Raw genomic sequence first — 16981 nt, 5'->3', positions numbered from 1 at the left:
CTGTGACGGAACCGGACGGCGGGCACGACCGCCACGTCTTCGAAGCGCTGCGGCGCAACGCGGTGGAGGTCGTGCCCGAGCTGGACGAGGGCGCGTTCACCCGGGACCGCACGTTGTCCCAGCTCGGGTGCAACAGCATCGACCGGGCCGAGATCGTCACCATGACGATGGAGGAGCTGGGCATCTCGGTGCCGGTGCACGAGTTCGGGCAGGGCCACGACATCGGCACCCTGGTCCGGGTGCTGCGGGCCCACTCGTGACCGTTGTCGTCACCGGCCTGGGCCTGGTCGGCGCGGTCGCCCCCGACGTGGCCGGGTTCGACGACGCGCTGCGGTGCGGCCGGGTGGCGCTGACCGCGTGCCCGGCGCCGGTGCCGCCCGACCTCGGCCCGGCGTTCGCCGCCCGCCTCACCGGCTTCGACCTGGAACGGGCCGTGGCGTCGGTGCCGGACGTGCCGGCCGAGCTGCGCGACCTCGCCGTGCGCACGGCCCGCCGCTCTCCGTTGCCGGTGCGTGCCGCGACCGCCGCCGCCGTGCAGGCGTGGGTCGACGCGGGGTTGTACGACCGCGCGCCCGCAGCCGAGCGGATCGGCGTCGTGGTGGCGGGCAACAACCTGACCGAGAGCTACAGCGAGGCGGCGCACGCCGGCCGGGTGCCTACGCGCTACGCGCTGCACCACTACGACACCGACCACGTGGGCACGCTCAGCCGGGTCCTCGGCGTGCGCGGCGAGGGCTGCACCGTCGGTGGCGCGTCGGCGAGCGGCAACCTCGGCCTGGTCACGGCCGCGCGGATGCTCGCCGACGGTGCGCTGGACGTGTGCCTCGTGGTGGGCGCGCTCGCCGAGCTGTCCTCCTCGCAGCGGCGCGGTTTCCTCCTGATCGGCGCGATGGCCGCGGCGGGCGCCGGTCCGGTCGAGCGGCCGGTGTCGCCGTTCGACCGCGGTCGACGCGGGTTCCACGCCGGTGAAGCGGCGGCGTGCGTCGTGCTGGAGACGGCCGAGTCGTCCACAGCGCGCTCCGCCACCCCTGTGGTGCGGCTCGCGGGCCACGCGGTCGTGCTGGACGGCAACCACCTGCCCGACCCGTCGGTTGCCGGCGAGGTGCGGGCGATGCGCCTCGCGCTGGACCGGGCCGGCATCGCACCGGCGCGAGTGGACTACGTCAACGCGCACGGCACCGGGTCGCCGGTGGGCGACGACGTCGAGGTCGCCGCGCTGCGGGAGGTGTTCGGCGACGAGCCTGGCCCGCACGTCAACGCCACCAAGGGGTTGACCGGGCACTGCCTCACCTCGGCCGGCGTCGTGGAGGCGGTGGCGACGGCGTTGCAGGTGCGCGGCGGGTACGTGCACCCCAACCCCGGGCTGACCGACCCGGTGGACCCGGTGTGCCGCTTCACCGGTGCGCGCGCGAGGCGGGCCGGGTTGGGGTTCGCGCTGTCGGCCGGGTTCGCGTTCGGCGGGCTGAACACCGCCGTCGTGTTCGCGCACCCGGACACCTGACCGTCGTTCCCGGACGGTCCCGCGCCGTCAGGCCGTCACGTGGCGGGGGAAAAGGGGAAGAGGGTGACGAAGTGGGCCGCGAGGTCGGTGTCGCCGTGGACGGTGAGGTCCCCGGTGTCGCGGGCGTCGGTGAGGTCACGACGTCCCTGGATGATGTTGTTCAGCGTGGTGGTGTCGGTGTGGACGGTCGCGTCCGGTCGGTGCGGCAGGTGGCCGTGGACGGGGTCGCGGGTGAGGTCGAGGGTGTCGGTGCGGATGGTCGTGTGGACCGTGTCCCGGCCGAAGTGGAGGGTGATGTGGCTGGAGGGCCCGTGGGCGCGGTGGTCGTAGCGGTGTGGGTCGTAGAGGGTGTGGAGGGCGAGCATGAGGGAGTCGACGCTGATGGGTGCGTCGTGGGGGAGTTGGGGTGAGCGTGCGCCCCAGCGTCCGAGTGCGGCGATGACGGGTTGGAGTTCGCGTCCTCGGGGGGTGAGTTCGTAGACGCGGGTGGCGGCGGGTGGGGGGAGGGTGCGGCGGTGGAGGATGCCGGCGTCGTGGAGTTCGCGGAGGCGTTGGGTGAGGATGTTGGGGCTGGCGCCGGGGAGTCCGGTGCGGAGGTCGGTGAAGCGTTTGGCGCCGTAGAGCAGTTCGCGGACGATGAGCAGTGCCCAGCGTTCGCCGACCAGGTCGAGGGTGTGCGCGGACGGGCATCCGTCGTCGTAGCTGCGCTTGGTCGCCATGACTTCCACCCTAACCCTCGTTAGTACGAAATCCGACCTTCTCAGTTGCTTTTTAGGACTAGTGCCTAGTAGCGTGCCGGCCACGGACGCCGGAGGGCGCCGTACCGGAGCGGTTCGCAGAGGGCGTGTGCTGTGCCAGCAGTGTGGGATGACGTGGAGCCGGGCTCGGGCGAGGGCGGAGGGGGACCCGCCGTCGCCGCGCCGTCGGAGCCGCCGGTGGTGGACGTGCCCGCACCGCGTGATCGTCGGTCGAGCACACCCGGCCGGGCGTGAATCATGTGCCACGAGTGCGGCCGGCGTGACGGCCCCGGTGATCCGGTCGGTTCCGATTGTCCGGCACCCGCCGGGCGCTGCGTTCGATTCTTCGCCGAGGCGGCGGGACCGCGCCGCGGAAGGCGGGTTCGGGGTGGCCCAGAATACACCTCCCCGGTTGCCGCCGGGTTGGTGTGGTGGCCTCGGCCACGTCTGGGGCACCGCATCTTCGCGGTTCCGAACTTTCCGGCTGAAAGTGAACGTTCAACGACGCCGGATATAACCATCGCCCCTGCTCGGACGGCCCGTGGCGGGCCACCGCGACACTCGGTGAGATGGGTGACGGAGGCCCGCGCAACGTCACCCGAAAGGCGCAGTAATGAGTTCGGGGGGTTAACCGACTATCCCTCGCGTCGAGTCCGAAATAGACGTCCGGAACGTTCACAAGATCATCCTAGGTAGGTTGGCGAAGGATCTTGTGATACGCCCCCGCCGCTCGTCTTGGCTCCTTGCGCAGGCTGTCGAGCCCCTGGTAGATTCCAGCAATCGGGGGAATTCGATGCCGCTTGGGGGCGGCCGGGGGGGTAGAGCCGGTTGCGGCGCGCGCTGACGCGTGCCGCCATCACGCTACTGGGGCGCCACTCGGCGTGGCGGTGATGTCGATTCACCTTTCATTACATCTGCGAATGGGGGTCGTAGTGGAGGACGTAATAGAACGGGCGGTAGGCCGCGTCATCGACTTCATGCACGAAAATCTCGGCGAGCAGTTCACGATCGACGACATGGCACGTACCGCCATGTATAGCAAGTTCCACTTCTCGCGGGCGTTCCAGCGGGTAACCGGTGTGTCACCCGGACGATTCCTGGCGGCTATCCGCCTGCAGGAGGCCAAGCGCCTGCTGGTGAGCACCTCCTTACCGGTGACCGACATCAGCCACCGGGTGGGGTACACCAGCGTCGGCACGTTCAGTTCGAGGTTCCGCAGCAGTGTCGGCGTCTCGCCGACGACGTACCGCCAACTGGGGGGTTTGACTCCGCCGATGCCGGCGGCGTGGCGCGGTTCGGACGCGCGCACGTCCACGGTTCGGGGAGAGATCTACGCATCACTGGGGGATGCGCCTGGACTCATCTGCGCAGGGCTGTTCGCCGACCGGATCCCGCAGGGGGCGCCGGTCCGCTGCACCATGCTCCACCGGCCGGGACCGTACGTGCTCACCGACGTGCCGTCCGGTACGTGGCACCTGCTCGCGTACTCCGTGGCGCTGGACCACGCCGGAAGGCGTGAACCGCGTCGGTTCCCGGCCGAGGACCAGGCGCTGAACGTGGCGTCGTACGGTCCGATCACCGTCCGGGCGGGGGTCCCGGTCGACGAGGCCGATCTGACCCTGCGCCCGATCGGCATGCTCGACCCGCCGGTCCTGGTGGCACTGCCGTACATCCGGACGGTGGCCATGAACGCGGTAGAGGCGAGCTGACGACCTCAGCTCGAACGAACACCACCCGAGGGGCCCGCCGTCCAACCGGACGGCGGGCCCCTCGCCGTCCGGGCCGGTACGTGACGACTGGGTAAAGAAAAGTCGCCGCCGCGGAAGACCTGAAAACAACCCCAGGAGAAGAAAGGTACCTCCTGGGGGTTCTTCTCGGCCGGTCGTTCGCATCGCGTTCCTATCGAGTCGCCCGTACGCCGCTCGCGGTGCGGGCCGAGTGGTGTCACAGCACGTCATCGGAGCATCCCCGACACCGCCGAACGGGTGCAGCAGTTCGGGTGACAACGCGCAGGCACCTCACCGCCACACGAAGCGACAGCCCGTCGCCGAGGGCGACGGGCTGTCGGTGGGACGTGCCGGTCCACGTCCGACGTCCTCATCCCGGGCCTTGCACCGGCCGGGGGGAGGACGTCGGCCGCGAACCCGGTCAGGTGGTGGCCACGACCGTGGCCTCCTTCGGCGCACCGTTCTGCTTCGGGTCGACGAGCGGCGGTTCCACCGGGAGGACCGCCTCGGCCGCCGCCTTCTTCTGCAGCTCCACCTGGGCGCGGTTCTTCTCGATGAAGTGGACCGTCCAGTGGAAGCCACCGCGGATCAGGCAGACGATCGCCGTGGCGAAGAACAGCCCGTACACGATGCTCATGCCCATCAAGATGCCGTACACGGCCGCCACGCCGCCGCCGAACGCGATCTGGGCCGCCGGCTTGGACGGTGATGTGCCCGGGTCCGTCACCATGTAGTTGGTGTAGAGCACGAACGCGATGCCGGTCATCATGCCCAGGCCCGCCGGGATGGAGACGTCCAGGAGCACGCCGCGGATGACGGCCTGCAGCGCGAACCCGACCAACCAGGCGATGATCAGCCACAACCGACCGGTCAGCATGCCGTTCAGCATGGTGCCCGCCATGAGGATGGTGACCGGGATCGCGTAGTCCCAGAAGGTGCCGACGTGCTCGCTGAAGTGGTACGGCGGCGCGACCGACGCCCACGGGAACACCAGCAGGATGACCGCGATGCCGAAGTTCGACGGGTTCATGTAGTGCCGCAGCCGGCCCTTGACCGGTGCCCGCAGGACCCACTTGGCGCCGACGGCCACGACCACGCCGAAGATCATGACCCAGATCTGGTCGTTGGCGTAGGTCAGCATGTTCACCGCGAGCGCGGTGATGTGCGCCGGGTAGAGGAACTCGACCATGCCCCGCAGGCCGCGGCCGGCGTAGCGGGGTGCGCGACCCTCCTGCCGGGAGCCGATCCGCTCCAGCCCGATCTCGACGGTGTAGGCGGTGGCCAGGGCGATGAACGGCCACAGCCACGCCTGCTCGAACCCGAGGATCGTGTAACCGAGGATGTTGAAGACGCTGATGGAGATCGCGAAGTTCCGCAGCGCCAAGGTGACTTTGGGGTCGTGCCGCGGTGGGCTGGGCGGCGCGGTTTTGGTCTCGGCCATTTCCGTCACTTCTCCTTGGCCTGGTCGCCGAGCTGGATGTCGTGCCAACCCGGGCTCAGTGTCATGTCCTGCTCGTGGATCTCGCCGTCCCGGTCGCGCCACTTGATGTGCGCCTGGACCGACCCGCTGTCGGTGCCGAGCCCGAAGTGGACCTCGTGGCTGCGCTTGCCCGAGTGGCCGCTGCCACCGTCGACGCGGTTGATCTGCTTCTTGCCCGACGACGAGGTGATCGTGACCTGCGCGCCGATGACCGGCGAACCCGCGCCGGGGAGCGTGCCCGCGGTCTGCTCCTCGTCGTGCGTCAGGCGCAGCCCGAGGAAGCCGTTGCCGGAGCCGCCGTCGTTGCGGAACATGACCGGGTCGGACCACTGCCGGGAGATGGCCATGTCCAGCTTGCCGTCACCGTCGATGTCACCGGTCGCGATGCCGCGGGACGGGATCTGGGCAGCCATGCCGAGGTCGCCCGACAGGTCGCTGTAGAAGCCTTCCTTGTTCTTGGCGAAGAAGTGGAAGTGGTGGTTACCGCCCACGTCGTCGCCGGGGCCGACGATCGGCCACCACATCGGGTCGTCCAGCAGCGTGTCGTTCGCCGTGGCCAGCTCCTGGAGCTGGGGCCAGCGGTTGACGTCGCCCTTCACGAAGCCGGTGGCCTGGAGGACCTCCAGCTCGGCGTTGTTGTCGAGGTCGGACACCTTCACGTCCCAACCCCAGCCGGACCAGGCCAGCTGGAGCGGCGCGCTCTCGTCCTCCCAGATCGCGTCGCCGTCCTCCAGGCTGGAGGTGACCCGGTTCAGGTTGGTCTCCTGGCTCATGAAGGCGAAGTGCGATTCCTCGATGCCGAACGACGCGGTGATGTTGCTGACGAACATGTCGTACACCTGGTCGCCGTTCAGGTCGCCGAAGTCGACGCCCATGCCCTTGAAGGAGTCGATGCCGACGTTCTTGGACTTCGGCTCCATCGGGCCCCTCGACCCCTCGACCACCTCGAACTTCAGCTTGCCCGGCGTGGACATGTTGTAGAGGAAGCGGTCCGGACCGAAGTCGTTGCCGACGTACAGCTCCGGCAGCAGGTCCGCGTTCACGTCGTTGGCGCTGGACGCGAGCGCCCAGCCCCGGGAGACCTCCAGCGGGAACGGGTCGGACATGTCCCACGTCGGGGTGTCGCCCGAGGTGCCCTTCGAGAGGAAGATGTAGTCCTCGCCGCCGTTGAAACCGGCCGACATGGAGTCGTTCATCCAGACGCCCGTGTTCTTGGACGGGTCCAGCACCGGGCCGTGCGGGAAGTAGTTGCCGATGAAGATGTCGGCGTGGCCGTCACCGTCGAAGTCCGCGACGGTCGCGGAGTTCGAGTTCCACTCCGGGCCGTCGTAGGTGCCGGAGGACTTGCCGGGCACCAGTTCGGTGGCCTCGTAGGTGTCCTCGTCCATGCCCTTCGCGTCGGCCTGGGCCAGGTGCAGGATCGGCGTGCGGCCCCACATGTAGATGAGCAGGTCGATCCGGCCGTCCTCGTTGAAGTCGCCGGGCACGCAGCCCATCGGCGCCATCACGTCGTTCATCGGCAGCGACCCGGACGACAGCGCGAACGGCTCGTAGCGCGGCGTCTTGCCCGACTCCGGCGCCGGCGTGACGACCACCTGGTCGATGCGCACGTCGACGAAGCACAGGTCGTTGGACAGGCCGTCGCCGTCGAGGTCGTTGATGGCGACCGCCGAACCGACCGAGGAGATCCAGGCGTTGATGTGCTGGTAGCGCTGGTTCACCTCGCGGATCGTCTGCTGCGTGTAGCCGCCGGGCAGGGCGATCGACTCGGGCTGGAACCCGAACTGGGCCGCGACGCCCTGCCGCTCCTCGGCCGACACCTGCGGCAGCCGGGCCACCAAGAACGTGGCCGCGACGAGCACGAGTGCCAATACGCCGGGTAGTTGCCTGCGCAGCCAACTGGCTGTGGAGGTCACAAGCTGACTCCTTCCTGGTGGACGAATTGCTCGGCGATGCGTCGCCGCCACGTTGAGGGCGTGGGCTCGGCGCCGTCGGGGACCGACGGCGCGCGGCTCACGCGTTTGGTGATGTGGGCGGCCACCGCCCGTTCGGCCGTGCGACCCGCGCTCGATGGCGGGTCGTCGTGCCGGTGGTGCGACGCGGAGGACTCCAGTCGCTGTTCGGCGTTCCGCAGCCGACGTGCCCCGTCCGTGCGGGCGGGACCGGCGGGGAACGACCTTGCGATGGTCTCCGGCAATTTGCGCCGCGAGGCGCGTAGTGCACTCAACCTCGTCCCCCAACTCGGCAACCCGGCACCGGACAACTAAACGAGAAAAGCGTTGCAGAGGCCTCGGCGGGACAGCTACTCCTGGCTTGCTCAGCGGCCAGGGGTGTCGTGCGCGGTAATTGATGATGAGCGCGGCAGGCCCTGTGCGGCTGTCCTCTTTGGTCTCGCCGGGTAATGTTCCCCCAGCTCAGGGGTCGACTGAGCGGGCCTTTCGGACTGCGGTCGACCGGCTCGGCGTGATCCGTCGGTTTTATTTTGCTACCGTCACGCACTCGGCTTCTCCTACGCTGTCCAGAGGTCTACCCGCAGAGCCTCCCTTTGCTTTTCCGCACTCTGCGGAGCCGCGCTTTCGGTCGTTGTTGACCGATCAAGTGCCCCGCCGTCCAGGCGTCCTGTGGGCATTGTCCGCGACAGTCGGTCGGGCGGATTCTCCTGGATTGCCGCAATGGGCCGGCTCGCCGCGCCACCTGCGGGCGGGCGTGCTGCGGGCGGGGAACGGCCGCCTGGTCCGACCCCGGAGCGGCCGGCGTCACACCGGCAGGGGCAGCGCGGGCAGGGCGGCGTGAGGGGGTCAGGACGTGGCGCGCGGAGGGCCGGCGCGGGAAGGGGCCGGCGCGGGAAGGGGCCGGCGCGGCGCCGGGGGTGTGACAGGGGGAGCGCGGCACGGGGAGCGCAGCAGGGGTGCGGCACGGGGAGTGCGCGGTGTGGCGCAAGCAGCGCTCAGCGCGACGAGGCGAGGGGAGCGCCACCCGGCAGGCCCTGGGGGAGCCCCGGGGTGCCCTTCGGTGGCCGTGATGGCCCGCTGCGGCCGAATACGGCCCGATGAGGCCGCGCGGGTGTGACTCGGCGCGGTGTGGTGTGGCTAGCGGGGTCGGGCGGGCGTGGTCACAGCGGCGTGGAGGCGGCCTCGGGCTCGGCTTCGACCTCTTCGTGGTGCCGCACCTTGGACGCGGTGATCGAGGCCGTCGCCGAAGTGATGTCGTCACCGACACCGACGATGAGGCTCGTCAGCATCACCTCGTAGCACCGGTCCGCGTCGACCGGCGGGATCAGGTAGCCGCCCAGCTCCAGGTTGACCAGGCCGTGCGTGGTGATCCACATCTCGTGCGCGATCAGGATGGGGTCGCCCTCGCGGAACCGGCCCGCCGCGATGCAGCGGTTGACCCGGTCCACGACCGTGAGCAGCGTGTACCTGCCGTACTGGCGGTCTTCCTCGGTCAGCGAGAAGCCGGCGAGCGACTGGCCGCCGAACATCACCGCGTACAGGTACGGGTTGGTCTTCGCGTTGTACCGGTAGGCGTGGCCGAGCGCCGCCAGGTCCGCCACCGGGTCGTCGGTCTCCCGCACCCTGGCGAACTGCCGCTCCAGCCTGGCGAAGCCCTCGTGCACCATGTCCCGCACCAGGCCGCTCATGCTGCCGAAGTAGGTGTACACGGCCATGGTGGAGGTGCCGGCCTCGGCGGCGATCTTCCGGGTGGACAGCGCCTCGGCCCCGTGCTCGGCCAACAGCCTCGCCGCGACGTCGACCAACGTGGCCCGGATCTCCGGATCGAGCTTTCGTGGAGACATTCGGTCAGTGTTGCACAACGACGTTATCCGGCCCATAGCGTTGTTACGCGTCGCCGCGCCGCGGGGTGGCCCGCTCGACGGGCCGTCGGCCGACCGTCCCGCCGGTTCGGAAGAACCTTCTTTACCTGGGGTTTACGCGTACGGGTGCCGAAAAACACCACTGTCCGGCTGTATCTCCTGCTCTGAACGGGTGAGCGTCGTCTCGCAGGTTGCGGTCCTGGTTCTCAAACAATTGCGCGTGGTCCTCATCCTGCTAGCGTCGTCCGCGTTGGAGAGTTATGGGGGCTCTCCATGGAAGTGTGTACGGGTGGTGAAGATCGGCACATCGTCGTAGTACCTGCCCTATTCACGCAATCGGCGAGCGGACGGTTCCGCCGCACCTCGATGACGTATCCGGACGGTTCAGCGCGGTCGCCTCGGCCGGCTGCGCCCGATGCTGCGCGACGAACGGCTCCGGCGCCATTCGCGACGAAAGGGACGACCATGCACGACGCTGTCGAACGAGCCATCACCATGATGCGGGCCAACTACTACGAACCGCTGACCTTGCGTGACGTGGCGAACGCCGCACTCGTGAGTCCTTTCCACTTCTCCAGGTTGTTTCACGCCACCGTGGGTATTCCGCCAGGTCGGTACCTGACGGCGGTCCGATTATTTGAGGCGAAAAGGCTGCTGCTCACCACCTTGATGAACGTCGCCGACGTCGTCACCACGGTGGGCTACAGCAGTGTCGGCACGTTCACCACGAGGTTCACCCGCGCGGTGGGCGTCTCACCGACGCAGTACCGCGACCCCGAGATCAGCGGGCTGCTCGCGGCCACGGCGCTGCCCGACCTCGACAGCCCGGCGAGCCCCGGCGGCCACCAGGTGCCGATGCCCAGGCAGGGCGGCAGCGGGTCGATCGTCGGCACGCTGGCGATCCCGGCGCAGGCCGACCCGGCGGAGATCACGATCGGGCTCATCGACGACCTGATCCCGCAGAGCACGCCGGTGCACACCACGCTGGTCGAAGGCCCGATGGAGACCTCGCTCGTGGTGGGCGCGTTGCCGACCCGCTGCGTCGCGGTCGCGATGTACGGGCGCAACCCGCGCGCGTCCCGGTGCGCCATGAAGTTCGCCGGTGGTCGGAGCCACCTGATCGCCGTCGACCCGGGGCAGCACCTGCGGGTGGACGTCCGGCTGCGCGGGCGGTCGCCGGGTCGGCCGGTCGCCGCGGTGACCGGGTGGTGAGCGGCCGGACCGGGTGCGACCACGGCGTTCGGTGTGAACCCGCACCGCAAACGTGAAGTAGACCCGCTGCCCGGAGAGGGGCACGCTCGACCCGACTGTCACACCTGAGCCCGGACGTCGACGGAGGAATACGTTGGCCAGCATGTACCGCACGCTGCGGCGCCGCATCCTGACGCCCTCCATGTCGGAGACCAAGCCTTCCGTGCGCGCCTTCCACGAGAAGACAGCGGAGTCGACCGAACTGCTGGAGACGATCGGTCGGATGTTCGTGACGGGGTACGGCTACGCGGCCGAGTCGCGTCGTCCCCTCGACGTGGAGCCGCTGCTGGAGGAGCTGCCGGTGCGCTTCCGCGGGTTCGCCTACGAAGGCGCGGCGATGGGGTTCGCCGTCCGCGACGGCCTGCCCCTCGGCGGCCGGGGCGGCGTGCGGCAGTTCCTCACCGGCCGGGCCGCCGCGCACGACTACATGGTCTACGTGGGGGTGGGCTGGGCCCTGGCCCGGGTGCCGAGGTTCCGCTGGCGGGCCATGACCGCGAGCGTGACCGACGACCTGCTGCGGTGGCTGGTCCTGGACGGCTACGGATTCCACCAGGCGTACTTCCGGCCGGACGAGTACGTGCACGGGCACCACCGGGAGGCTTCGTTCCCGTGGCCCGCCGACGGACCGCAGTGGTACGCCGACCGGGTGATCGACCAGGGCATCGGTCGTGCCCTGTGGTTCGTCGCCGGCACCGACCCGACCGTCGTCGCCGACCTGATCGACAAGTTCCCGGAGTCGCGGCACGCGGACCTCTACAGCGGGGCCGGCCTGGCCGCGACCTACGCTGGGGGCGTGGACGAGGACGAGCTCCGCGCGTTCTGGGACCGTGCGGGCGAACACCGCCCGCACGTCGCGCAGGGCTCCGCGTTCGGGGCGGGCGCGCGGGTGCAGGCCGGCCTCGTCGTGCCGCACAACGAGCTGGCGACCAGGGTCTTCTGGGGGATGGGCGTCGAGGAGACCAACGACGTCAGCGCCCGCCACCGACCGCTTGGTCCGGTCGGCGGCGACGTGCCCGCCTACGAGGTGTGGCGTCGGCGGATCGCGGACGAGTTCCGCGCTCTCGGTCGAGGTTGACGGTGACCGCGGCCGGTCCACGGCCGCGGCGGGCCGCCACCGCGGCGCCCGGTGTCAAGACGAAAGGTGCGCACCTCGCCGCGCGAGGTGGTCACCCGTTGGCGGCGTACCGCCGTCGTCGCTGCAGCGAGTGGAATGGGGGAATGTCGTGCAGGATGCGGTAGAGCGCGCGATCGACACGATGTGGAGTCGCTACGACGAGCCACTGTCGCTGGCCGACATGGCGGACATGGCGATCCTGAGCAAGTTCTACTTCTCCAGGGTTTTCCGGTCGCTGACCGGGACCTCGCCGGGGCGGTTCCTCACCGCCATCCGGCTGATGAAGGCCAAGCAGCTGCTGCTCGACACGTCGCTGAGCGTCACCGAGATCTCGTACATGGTGGGCTACAACAGCCTCGGCACGTTCACCAGCCGGTTCACCCGCAGCGTCGGGGTGCCGCCCGCCCGCTTCCGCGCGCTGTCCTCCGAGGGGGAGCTGTCGCTCCCGACGTTCCCGGGGTGCGCGCGCGAGCCGCGGTCGGGCGCGGTGTGCGGCTGGATCGGTGTGCCGGAGACCGCCATGCCGGTGCGCGTCTACGTGGCCGCGTTCAAGGACCCGATCGCCCAGGGTGTCCCGGTCGCCTGCGACATCCGCGACGGTTCGGGGCCGTACCGGCTCGACGCGGTGCCGGAGGGGCAGTGCTTCATCCGGGCGGCCGTGGTGGCGGTCGAGGACCTCGACCCCAACCCGTCGAGGCGTCGGCCGCTGTTCGTGGGTGCGGCCGCGCCGGTCCCGGTGCGGGCGGACCGGACGGTCGAGGCGGACATCGAGACCAGGACGTCGTGCCTGCTCGACCTGCCGATCCTGCTGGCCCTGCCCGAGCTGGACAGCCGCGAGGTCCCGGCCGTCGCACTGACCGCGGCGGCCAACCGCTAGCACCGAGCCGGACCGGACGCGCGTGACGCGCGGTCCGCGCCGGTCAACTGTCGGTACCGCGCCGGAGCGCCCTGTGGCGTGTGCTCCGCGGCGGTCATCCCTCGGCACAGCGCCGTAACGGGCGCGCGTGGCGTGCGGTTCGCAGCGGTCAACCGTCGGCACCGCGCCGGAACAACCCGTTGCGCGCGGTTCGCGGCAGCCAACCGTCGGCACGGCCCCGGAACGGGCGCGTGTGGCGTGCGGTCCGCGTCGGTCGATCGTCGGCACCGCGCCGTCGGATCGGTCGCGTGCGCCGTGCGGTCGACAGCGGCGGACCGTGCCGGCACCGGCGCGTACGCCATGTGGCACCGCGCCCGCTGGGCCGATCGGGCAGTGCGCCTTCGTCCACCACCCCGGTGGCTCCGGGATCGAGCGGAGCCGCCGGTGTGGTGCGCGGTGGTCGGTCATGGTGGTTCGGAGCCAATCCCGCGGTCGGGTCGACCCGGTCAGGCCGACCGCGGCGCGGGCGGCAGGGACTCGGACTCGGTGGCCTCGGCCGGCACCTTCATCCAGCTGCCCACGCGCCGTGCCGCGGCCATGCTCGCCCAGGACGTGATGTCGATCAGCGACCGGTCGTCCGACCGGAACGCGCGGAAGCGGTCGATCACCGACTGGTCGATCTGGTAGGAGGCCAGCGCGGTGAGCAGCGCCAGCCGCCCGGCGTCCTGCTGCGCCGCGGGCAGCACGGCGATCGCGTCCTCCACCCAGGCGCGGCTCACGCCCATCGGCTTGCCGTCCCACCGCTCCAGGTGTTCCAGCACCAGCTCGCGCACCTCGGCGGGCACGCAGCGGCGGCCGGCCTCGTCGAAGACGGCGGCCGCACGCGCGAAGGCACCGGCGATCGCGTCGTGTCCCTGCGCCCACGACAGGTCCGCGGGCAGCGGCGCGTCGGGCAGCAGGCCGAACGACGCACCCGGACGGGGGCCGGCGCGCTCGGCCGACTTGATCAGCCACACCAGCACCCGGCGCACCACGGTCATCGACGCGACCGGTGCGCCCGGCGGCAGTGGCAGCTCGCCCAGGAAGATGTTCACCATGCGGTTGAGGTACTGCAGCACCACCGCGGTGCCGACCATCTCCGGCGCCTGGCCGACCGGGAACGGCACCGGGTGCGCGGCGGCCCCGTCGACGGTCGCGTTGGCCGTGGCCCACTCGCCGGCCGCACGCGCCGCGGGCTCCGGGATCGCCCCGTCCTTGTAGCCGACCAGGTCGATCAGCATCGAGGAGTGCATCGAGATGCAGAACGGGCAGTTGTTGCCCACCGACACGGCGGTGGAGACCGCCTCCTTGTGCGCCCTCGGCACCGTGCCGGGCACGAGCAGCGTCTCGCGCAGCACCAGCCAGGCCGCGGCCAGCACGTCGGGTGAGGACGCGTGCAGCGCGATCGGCGGCGCGAGCACACCGAAATCCCGTTCGAGTTCCCGGTAGACCCGGGCCACGTCTTCATCGGCCGCGCCGTATCGCACCGCGCGCACCTGCCGGACCTGCGCGGTGGAAAGGCCGCGCAAGCCGGCCTGTACCAGTGTCGCTCGCATTGAAATCGATTCCTCCGCCGGCGCTTCAGGGATCGGGACGAGAAGGGACAACAGCGTAAGGGCGGCCCCGGCCGTTCCGGCGCGTTTCGGCGGGTTCCGGGTCGGGAACGGCCCGCTGTCGCTTCGGTGGCCACCGGGACGCGCATTCCCGGCGGCCACCGTCGGCGATTTCCCGCGTCCCGCCGCAACCGCGGGACGTGCCTTCGCACGACCCCGGCCGGTCCACGACGCGCCCGCCGTCACATCGACGTCAGACCCGCGTCAGGGTCAAGCGGTCCCCGGCGGCACCCTCGCGCGCGGCGCCGACCGGCTGACCGCGGTCCCGGCCGGGAACCGCACCTGCCGGCGCGAGCCCGGAACCGGAGCTCACGCGGCGGACCGCACGGTCATCGGCAACCCACCGCGCACGCGCAGCGTCAGCATCGGCTCGGCGCGGGCCTGGTACCCCGGCACCGTCGACAGCCGGAGCTCCCGCACCACGCTGGCGGTGACGATCGTGGCCTCCATCATCCCGAGGCCGCTGCCGACGCACACGCGCGGACCGGCGCCGAACGGGATGTAGGCGTAGCGCGACCGCCCGGACGAGCGGCCGGGGGAGAACCGGTCCGGGTCGAACCGGTCCGGGTCCTCCCAGAAGCCGGGGTGCCGGTGCAGCGTGTAGGGGCAGATCAGCACGTCCGCCCCGGCCGGCACGTGGTACCCGCCGATCTCGTCCTCCTCGCGGGTCATCCGCGGCAGGATCCACACCGGCGGGTACAGCCGCATGACCTCCTGGATCACCATGGTGGTGTACCGCAACCGCGGGATGTCCTGGAACGTCGGCTGCCGGTCGCCCAGCACCTCGACCGCCTCGGCGTGCAGCCGCTCCCACACCTCGGGGTGCTTGTCCGCCAGGTAGAACGTCCAGCTGAGCGTGCTCGCCGTCGTCTCGTGCCCGGCCAACAGCAGCGTCACCATCTCGTCGCGCATCCGCTGGTGCCCGGCCGCCTGGTCGGGCTCCAGCCTGGTCGCCTCCACCAGCCGGGACAGGACGTCGTCACCGGCGCCGGTGGGGTTGGCGCGCCGCTCGTCGGCCAGCTGGGCGACGATGCGGTCCAGGTCGGCCCTGGCGCGGTGGAACTTGCGCTGGATGGGCAGCGGCACCCAGTGGGGCACCGTGCTCAGCGACATCATCTCGAACATCGCCTGGTTCTGGACCGCCTCGAACGAGTGCCCGATCGACTCGAACGCGTTGAGGTCGGCGTCGAGCAGCGCCCGCCCGAGGACGCCGAGCGTCAGCCCGGTCATCTCCTCGCTGATGTCGATCGGGTCGCCGCCGCGGTGCCCGCGCAGCTTGTCCACCAGCCCGGCGGCCTCCTGCGCGATCACGTCGGCCTTGCTCGCGATCCGCTTGGCCTGGAAGGCCGGCTGGATCGTCTTGCGCTGGGCCTTCCACAGCTCGCCCTCGCTGGTGAGCAGGCCGTCGCCGAGGGCACGGCGGGCGTGCACCAGGCCGATGCCCTTGAGGAAGTTGCCGGGGTTGTCGGCCAGCACGTACTTGGCGTGGTCGGGGTTGTTGAAGAAGTACATCGACTTGGGGCCCAGCCGCAGCCGGACCGCGTCCCCGTACTGCTGGGACACCGAGGTCATCACGGCGAGCCGGTCGCGGACCATCCTGGCCAGGAGGCTCATCGTCTCGCTGCGAGGCGGTCCGGGCACTGCCCGGCGCGGGCTCGCCATGTCGAGCGTGGTCATGCCGTCACATCCGCATCGGTGGTGAACGTCGCGGTGATGCGCCTGCGCCACACCTCGAAGGCCGGGATCCCGGGGTGCTCGGGCAGTTCGGCGACCGCCGGGGGACGCGTGTCGTGGCACAACCGCGCCGCCTCTTGGGGCGTCATGTCGCAGAAGACCCCGGTCGCCACCGCCGTGTGGTCGACGACCAGGCCCTGGTCGACCCGCGCGGTGGCGGCGAAAGCGCTGCCCTGCGCGACGTTGGGCAGGTAGGGACCGACCCGGTCCGCGTACCACCGCAGCTCGCTCTCGGGCAGGCCGCCCGCGTAGGTGGCGGCCAGCCCCGAGCCCGCGAACAGGTCGGCATGGCGCTCCTGCGGGAACTTCTCGATCAGGTCCGCCACGACCTTCGGGTCGGCGCCGCCCACGAACCACATGGCCCGGCCGATGCCCTGGTCGATGCCGCGCGGCGAGTACCACGCGGAACCGTCGGTAGGCCAAGGGAAGCTCGGCTCGCGGTACTGCTGCCGCACGTACTTATCGGTGTGGAAGTACGCCTGGTGGAACCCGTAGCCGTCCAGCGCGAGCCAGCGCAGCAGCGGGTCGTCCAGGCCGAGCTTGGACCAGCGGGACCGGGGCACCCGGGCCATCGCCCAGCCGACGCCCACGATCACCATGTAGTCGTGGGCCTTGGCCCGGCCTTGGAGGAACCGCCCGGTCCGCCCACCCCGGCCGAACGGGAGCGCGTCGCGTACCGCGAAGCCCATTCCGGCGCCCTCGTAGGCGAAGCCGCGGAACTTGTGCGGCATCTGTTCGAGCTTGTGCTCGGCCTCGTCCGGCGTGCGCGATTCCGCGGCGTAGCCGTAGCCTTCGAGGAAGGAGCGGCCGACGGTTTCCAGCAGTTCCTTCGCGGTTTCGTCCTTGTAGTGGAAACCACGCACGTCGATTTTCGTGTTGGAAACGCTGGGAGTCAGGATGCGGCGTCTGAGCGCACGCCACGGGCTGGACAATGTGTGCTCCCTTCGTCCCGCCGCGGATGCCGCAGCGATTCGGACTTAATGGAAATGGTCGGCGCAGCGGTCGGGAGTTGCCTACTCCCAACGTGCCCACCGGACCGCGGAGTGGCGCTGTGGCAGGGAAGTAGGCATGATCGGAGAAGGCGCCGCGCGTGCGGGATATTCGTGGTGAGGCGG

At 70.5% G+C, this 16981-nt stretch carries 13 protein-coding genes; 6 read left to right on the top strand and 7 right to left on the bottom strand.

Features of this window, described 5'->3' with window-relative positions; genetic code table 11:
• The first annotated feature begins 2 nt into the window (after positions 1-2).
• Positions 3-260 carry a phosphopantetheine-binding protein gene (locus AB0K14_RS21610; RefSeq protein WP_360461599.1) on the top strand — a complete coding sequence of 86 codons (258 nt, stop codon included), beginning with the start codon at positions 3-5 and terminating at the stop codon, positions 258-260.
• On the top strand, positions 257-1501 hold the full coding sequence (locus tag AB0K14_RS21605) for a beta-ketoacyl synthase N-terminal-like domain-containing protein (RefSeq protein ID WP_360461602.1): 1245 nt from the start codon (positions 257-259) through the stop codon (positions 1499-1501). The genes AB0K14_RS21610 and AB0K14_RS21605 overlap by 4 nt, the downstream gene beginning before the upstream one ends.
• 35 nt (positions 1502-1536) lie before the next feature.
• Here the strand turns inward: AB0K14_RS21605 and AB0K14_RS21600 are convergent, their stop codons facing one another.
• A complete protein-coding gene (locus AB0K14_RS21600; RefSeq protein ID WP_364338544.1) occupies positions 1537-2220 on the bottom strand; it encodes a winged helix-turn-helix transcriptional regulator in 684 nt (227 codons plus the stop codon).
• 995 nt (positions 2221-3215) lie between these two features.
• Between AB0K14_RS21600 and AB0K14_RS21595 the strand changes: the two genes are divergently transcribed.
• Positions 3216-3947, top strand: a complete 732-nt coding sequence (locus tag AB0K14_RS21595) for a helix-turn-helix transcriptional regulator (RefSeq protein WP_360466430.1) — start codon at positions 3216-3218, stop codon at positions 3945-3947.
• A gap of 439 nt (positions 3948-4386) precedes the next feature.
• Here the strand turns inward: AB0K14_RS21595 and AB0K14_RS21590 are convergent, their stop codons facing one another.
• From AB0K14_RS21590 to AB0K14_RS21580, 3 genes are all read right to left on the bottom strand, one after another.
• Positions 4387-5406, bottom strand: coding sequence for an enediyne biosynthesis protein (locus tag AB0K14_RS21590; protein ID WP_360466427.1), 1020 nt, complete (start codon positions 5404-5406; stop codon positions 4387-4389).
• A 5-nt stretch (positions 5407-5411) separates the two neighbouring features.
• A complete protein-coding gene (locus AB0K14_RS21585; protein WP_360466424.1) occupies positions 5412-7361 on the bottom strand; it encodes a CRTAC1 family protein in 1950 nt (649 codons plus the stop codon).
• Between the two features lie 1196 nt (positions 7362-8557).
• Positions 8558-9241 (bottom strand): TetR/AcrR family transcriptional regulator, encoded by a 684-nt coding sequence (locus AB0K14_RS21580; protein ID WP_360466421.1) that lies wholly within the window; start codon positions 9239-9241, stop codon positions 8558-8560.
• Between the two features lie 483 nt (positions 9242-9724).
• Between AB0K14_RS21580 and AB0K14_RS21575 the strand changes: the two genes are divergently transcribed.
• The 3 genes from AB0K14_RS21575 to AB0K14_RS21565 all read left to right on the top strand — a co-directional run bounded on the left by AB0K14_RS21575 (position 9725) and on the right by AB0K14_RS21565 (position 12501).
• Positions 9725-10471 (top strand): helix-turn-helix transcriptional regulator, encoded by a 747-nt coding sequence (locus tag AB0K14_RS21575; RefSeq protein WP_360466418.1) that lies wholly within the window; start codon positions 9725-9727, stop codon positions 10469-10471.
• Positions 10472-10613: 142 nt separating this feature from the next.
• Positions 10614-11585 (top strand): DUF1702 family protein, encoded by a 972-nt coding sequence (locus tag AB0K14_RS21570; RefSeq protein WP_360466415.1) that lies wholly within the window; start codon positions 10614-10616, stop codon positions 11583-11585.
• Between the two features lie 148 nt (positions 11586-11733).
• A complete protein-coding gene (locus AB0K14_RS21565) occupies positions 11734-12501 on the top strand; it encodes a helix-turn-helix transcriptional regulator (RefSeq protein ID WP_360466412.1) in 768 nt (255 codons plus the stop codon).
• A gap of 485 nt (positions 12502-12986) precedes the next feature.
• Here the strand turns inward: AB0K14_RS21565 and AB0K14_RS21560 are convergent, their stop codons facing one another.
• The 3 genes from AB0K14_RS21560 to AB0K14_RS21550 form a co-directional block, all read right to left on the bottom strand.
• Complete coding sequence (locus AB0K14_RS21560) at positions 12987-14075, bottom strand: carboxymuconolactone decarboxylase family protein (RefSeq protein ID WP_360462177.1); 1089 nt, start codon at positions 14073-14075, stop codon at positions 12987-12989.
• A 366-nt stretch (positions 14076-14441) separates the two neighbouring features.
• Positions 14442-15809, bottom strand: a complete 1368-nt coding sequence (locus AB0K14_RS21555) for a cytochrome P450 (protein WP_360462179.1) — start codon at positions 15807-15809, stop codon at positions 14442-14444.
• Positions 15806-16798 carry a DUF1702 family protein gene (locus AB0K14_RS21550; RefSeq protein ID WP_360462182.1) on the bottom strand — a complete coding sequence of 331 codons (993 nt, stop codon included), beginning with the start codon at positions 16796-16798 and terminating at the stop codon, positions 15806-15808. Before AB0K14_RS21550 ends, AB0K14_RS21555 begins: the two co-directional genes overlap by 4 nt.
• Between the last annotated feature and the right edge of the window lie 183 nt (positions 16799-16981).

The organism is Actinosynnema sp. NPDC050801, from assembly GCF_040673975.1.
GTDB lineage: Bacteria > Actinomycetota > Actinomycetes > Mycobacteriales > Pseudonocardiaceae > Actinosynnema.
Note: the sequence above shows the minus strand (reverse complement) of the source record. Positions and strands in the feature narration are given on the sequence as shown.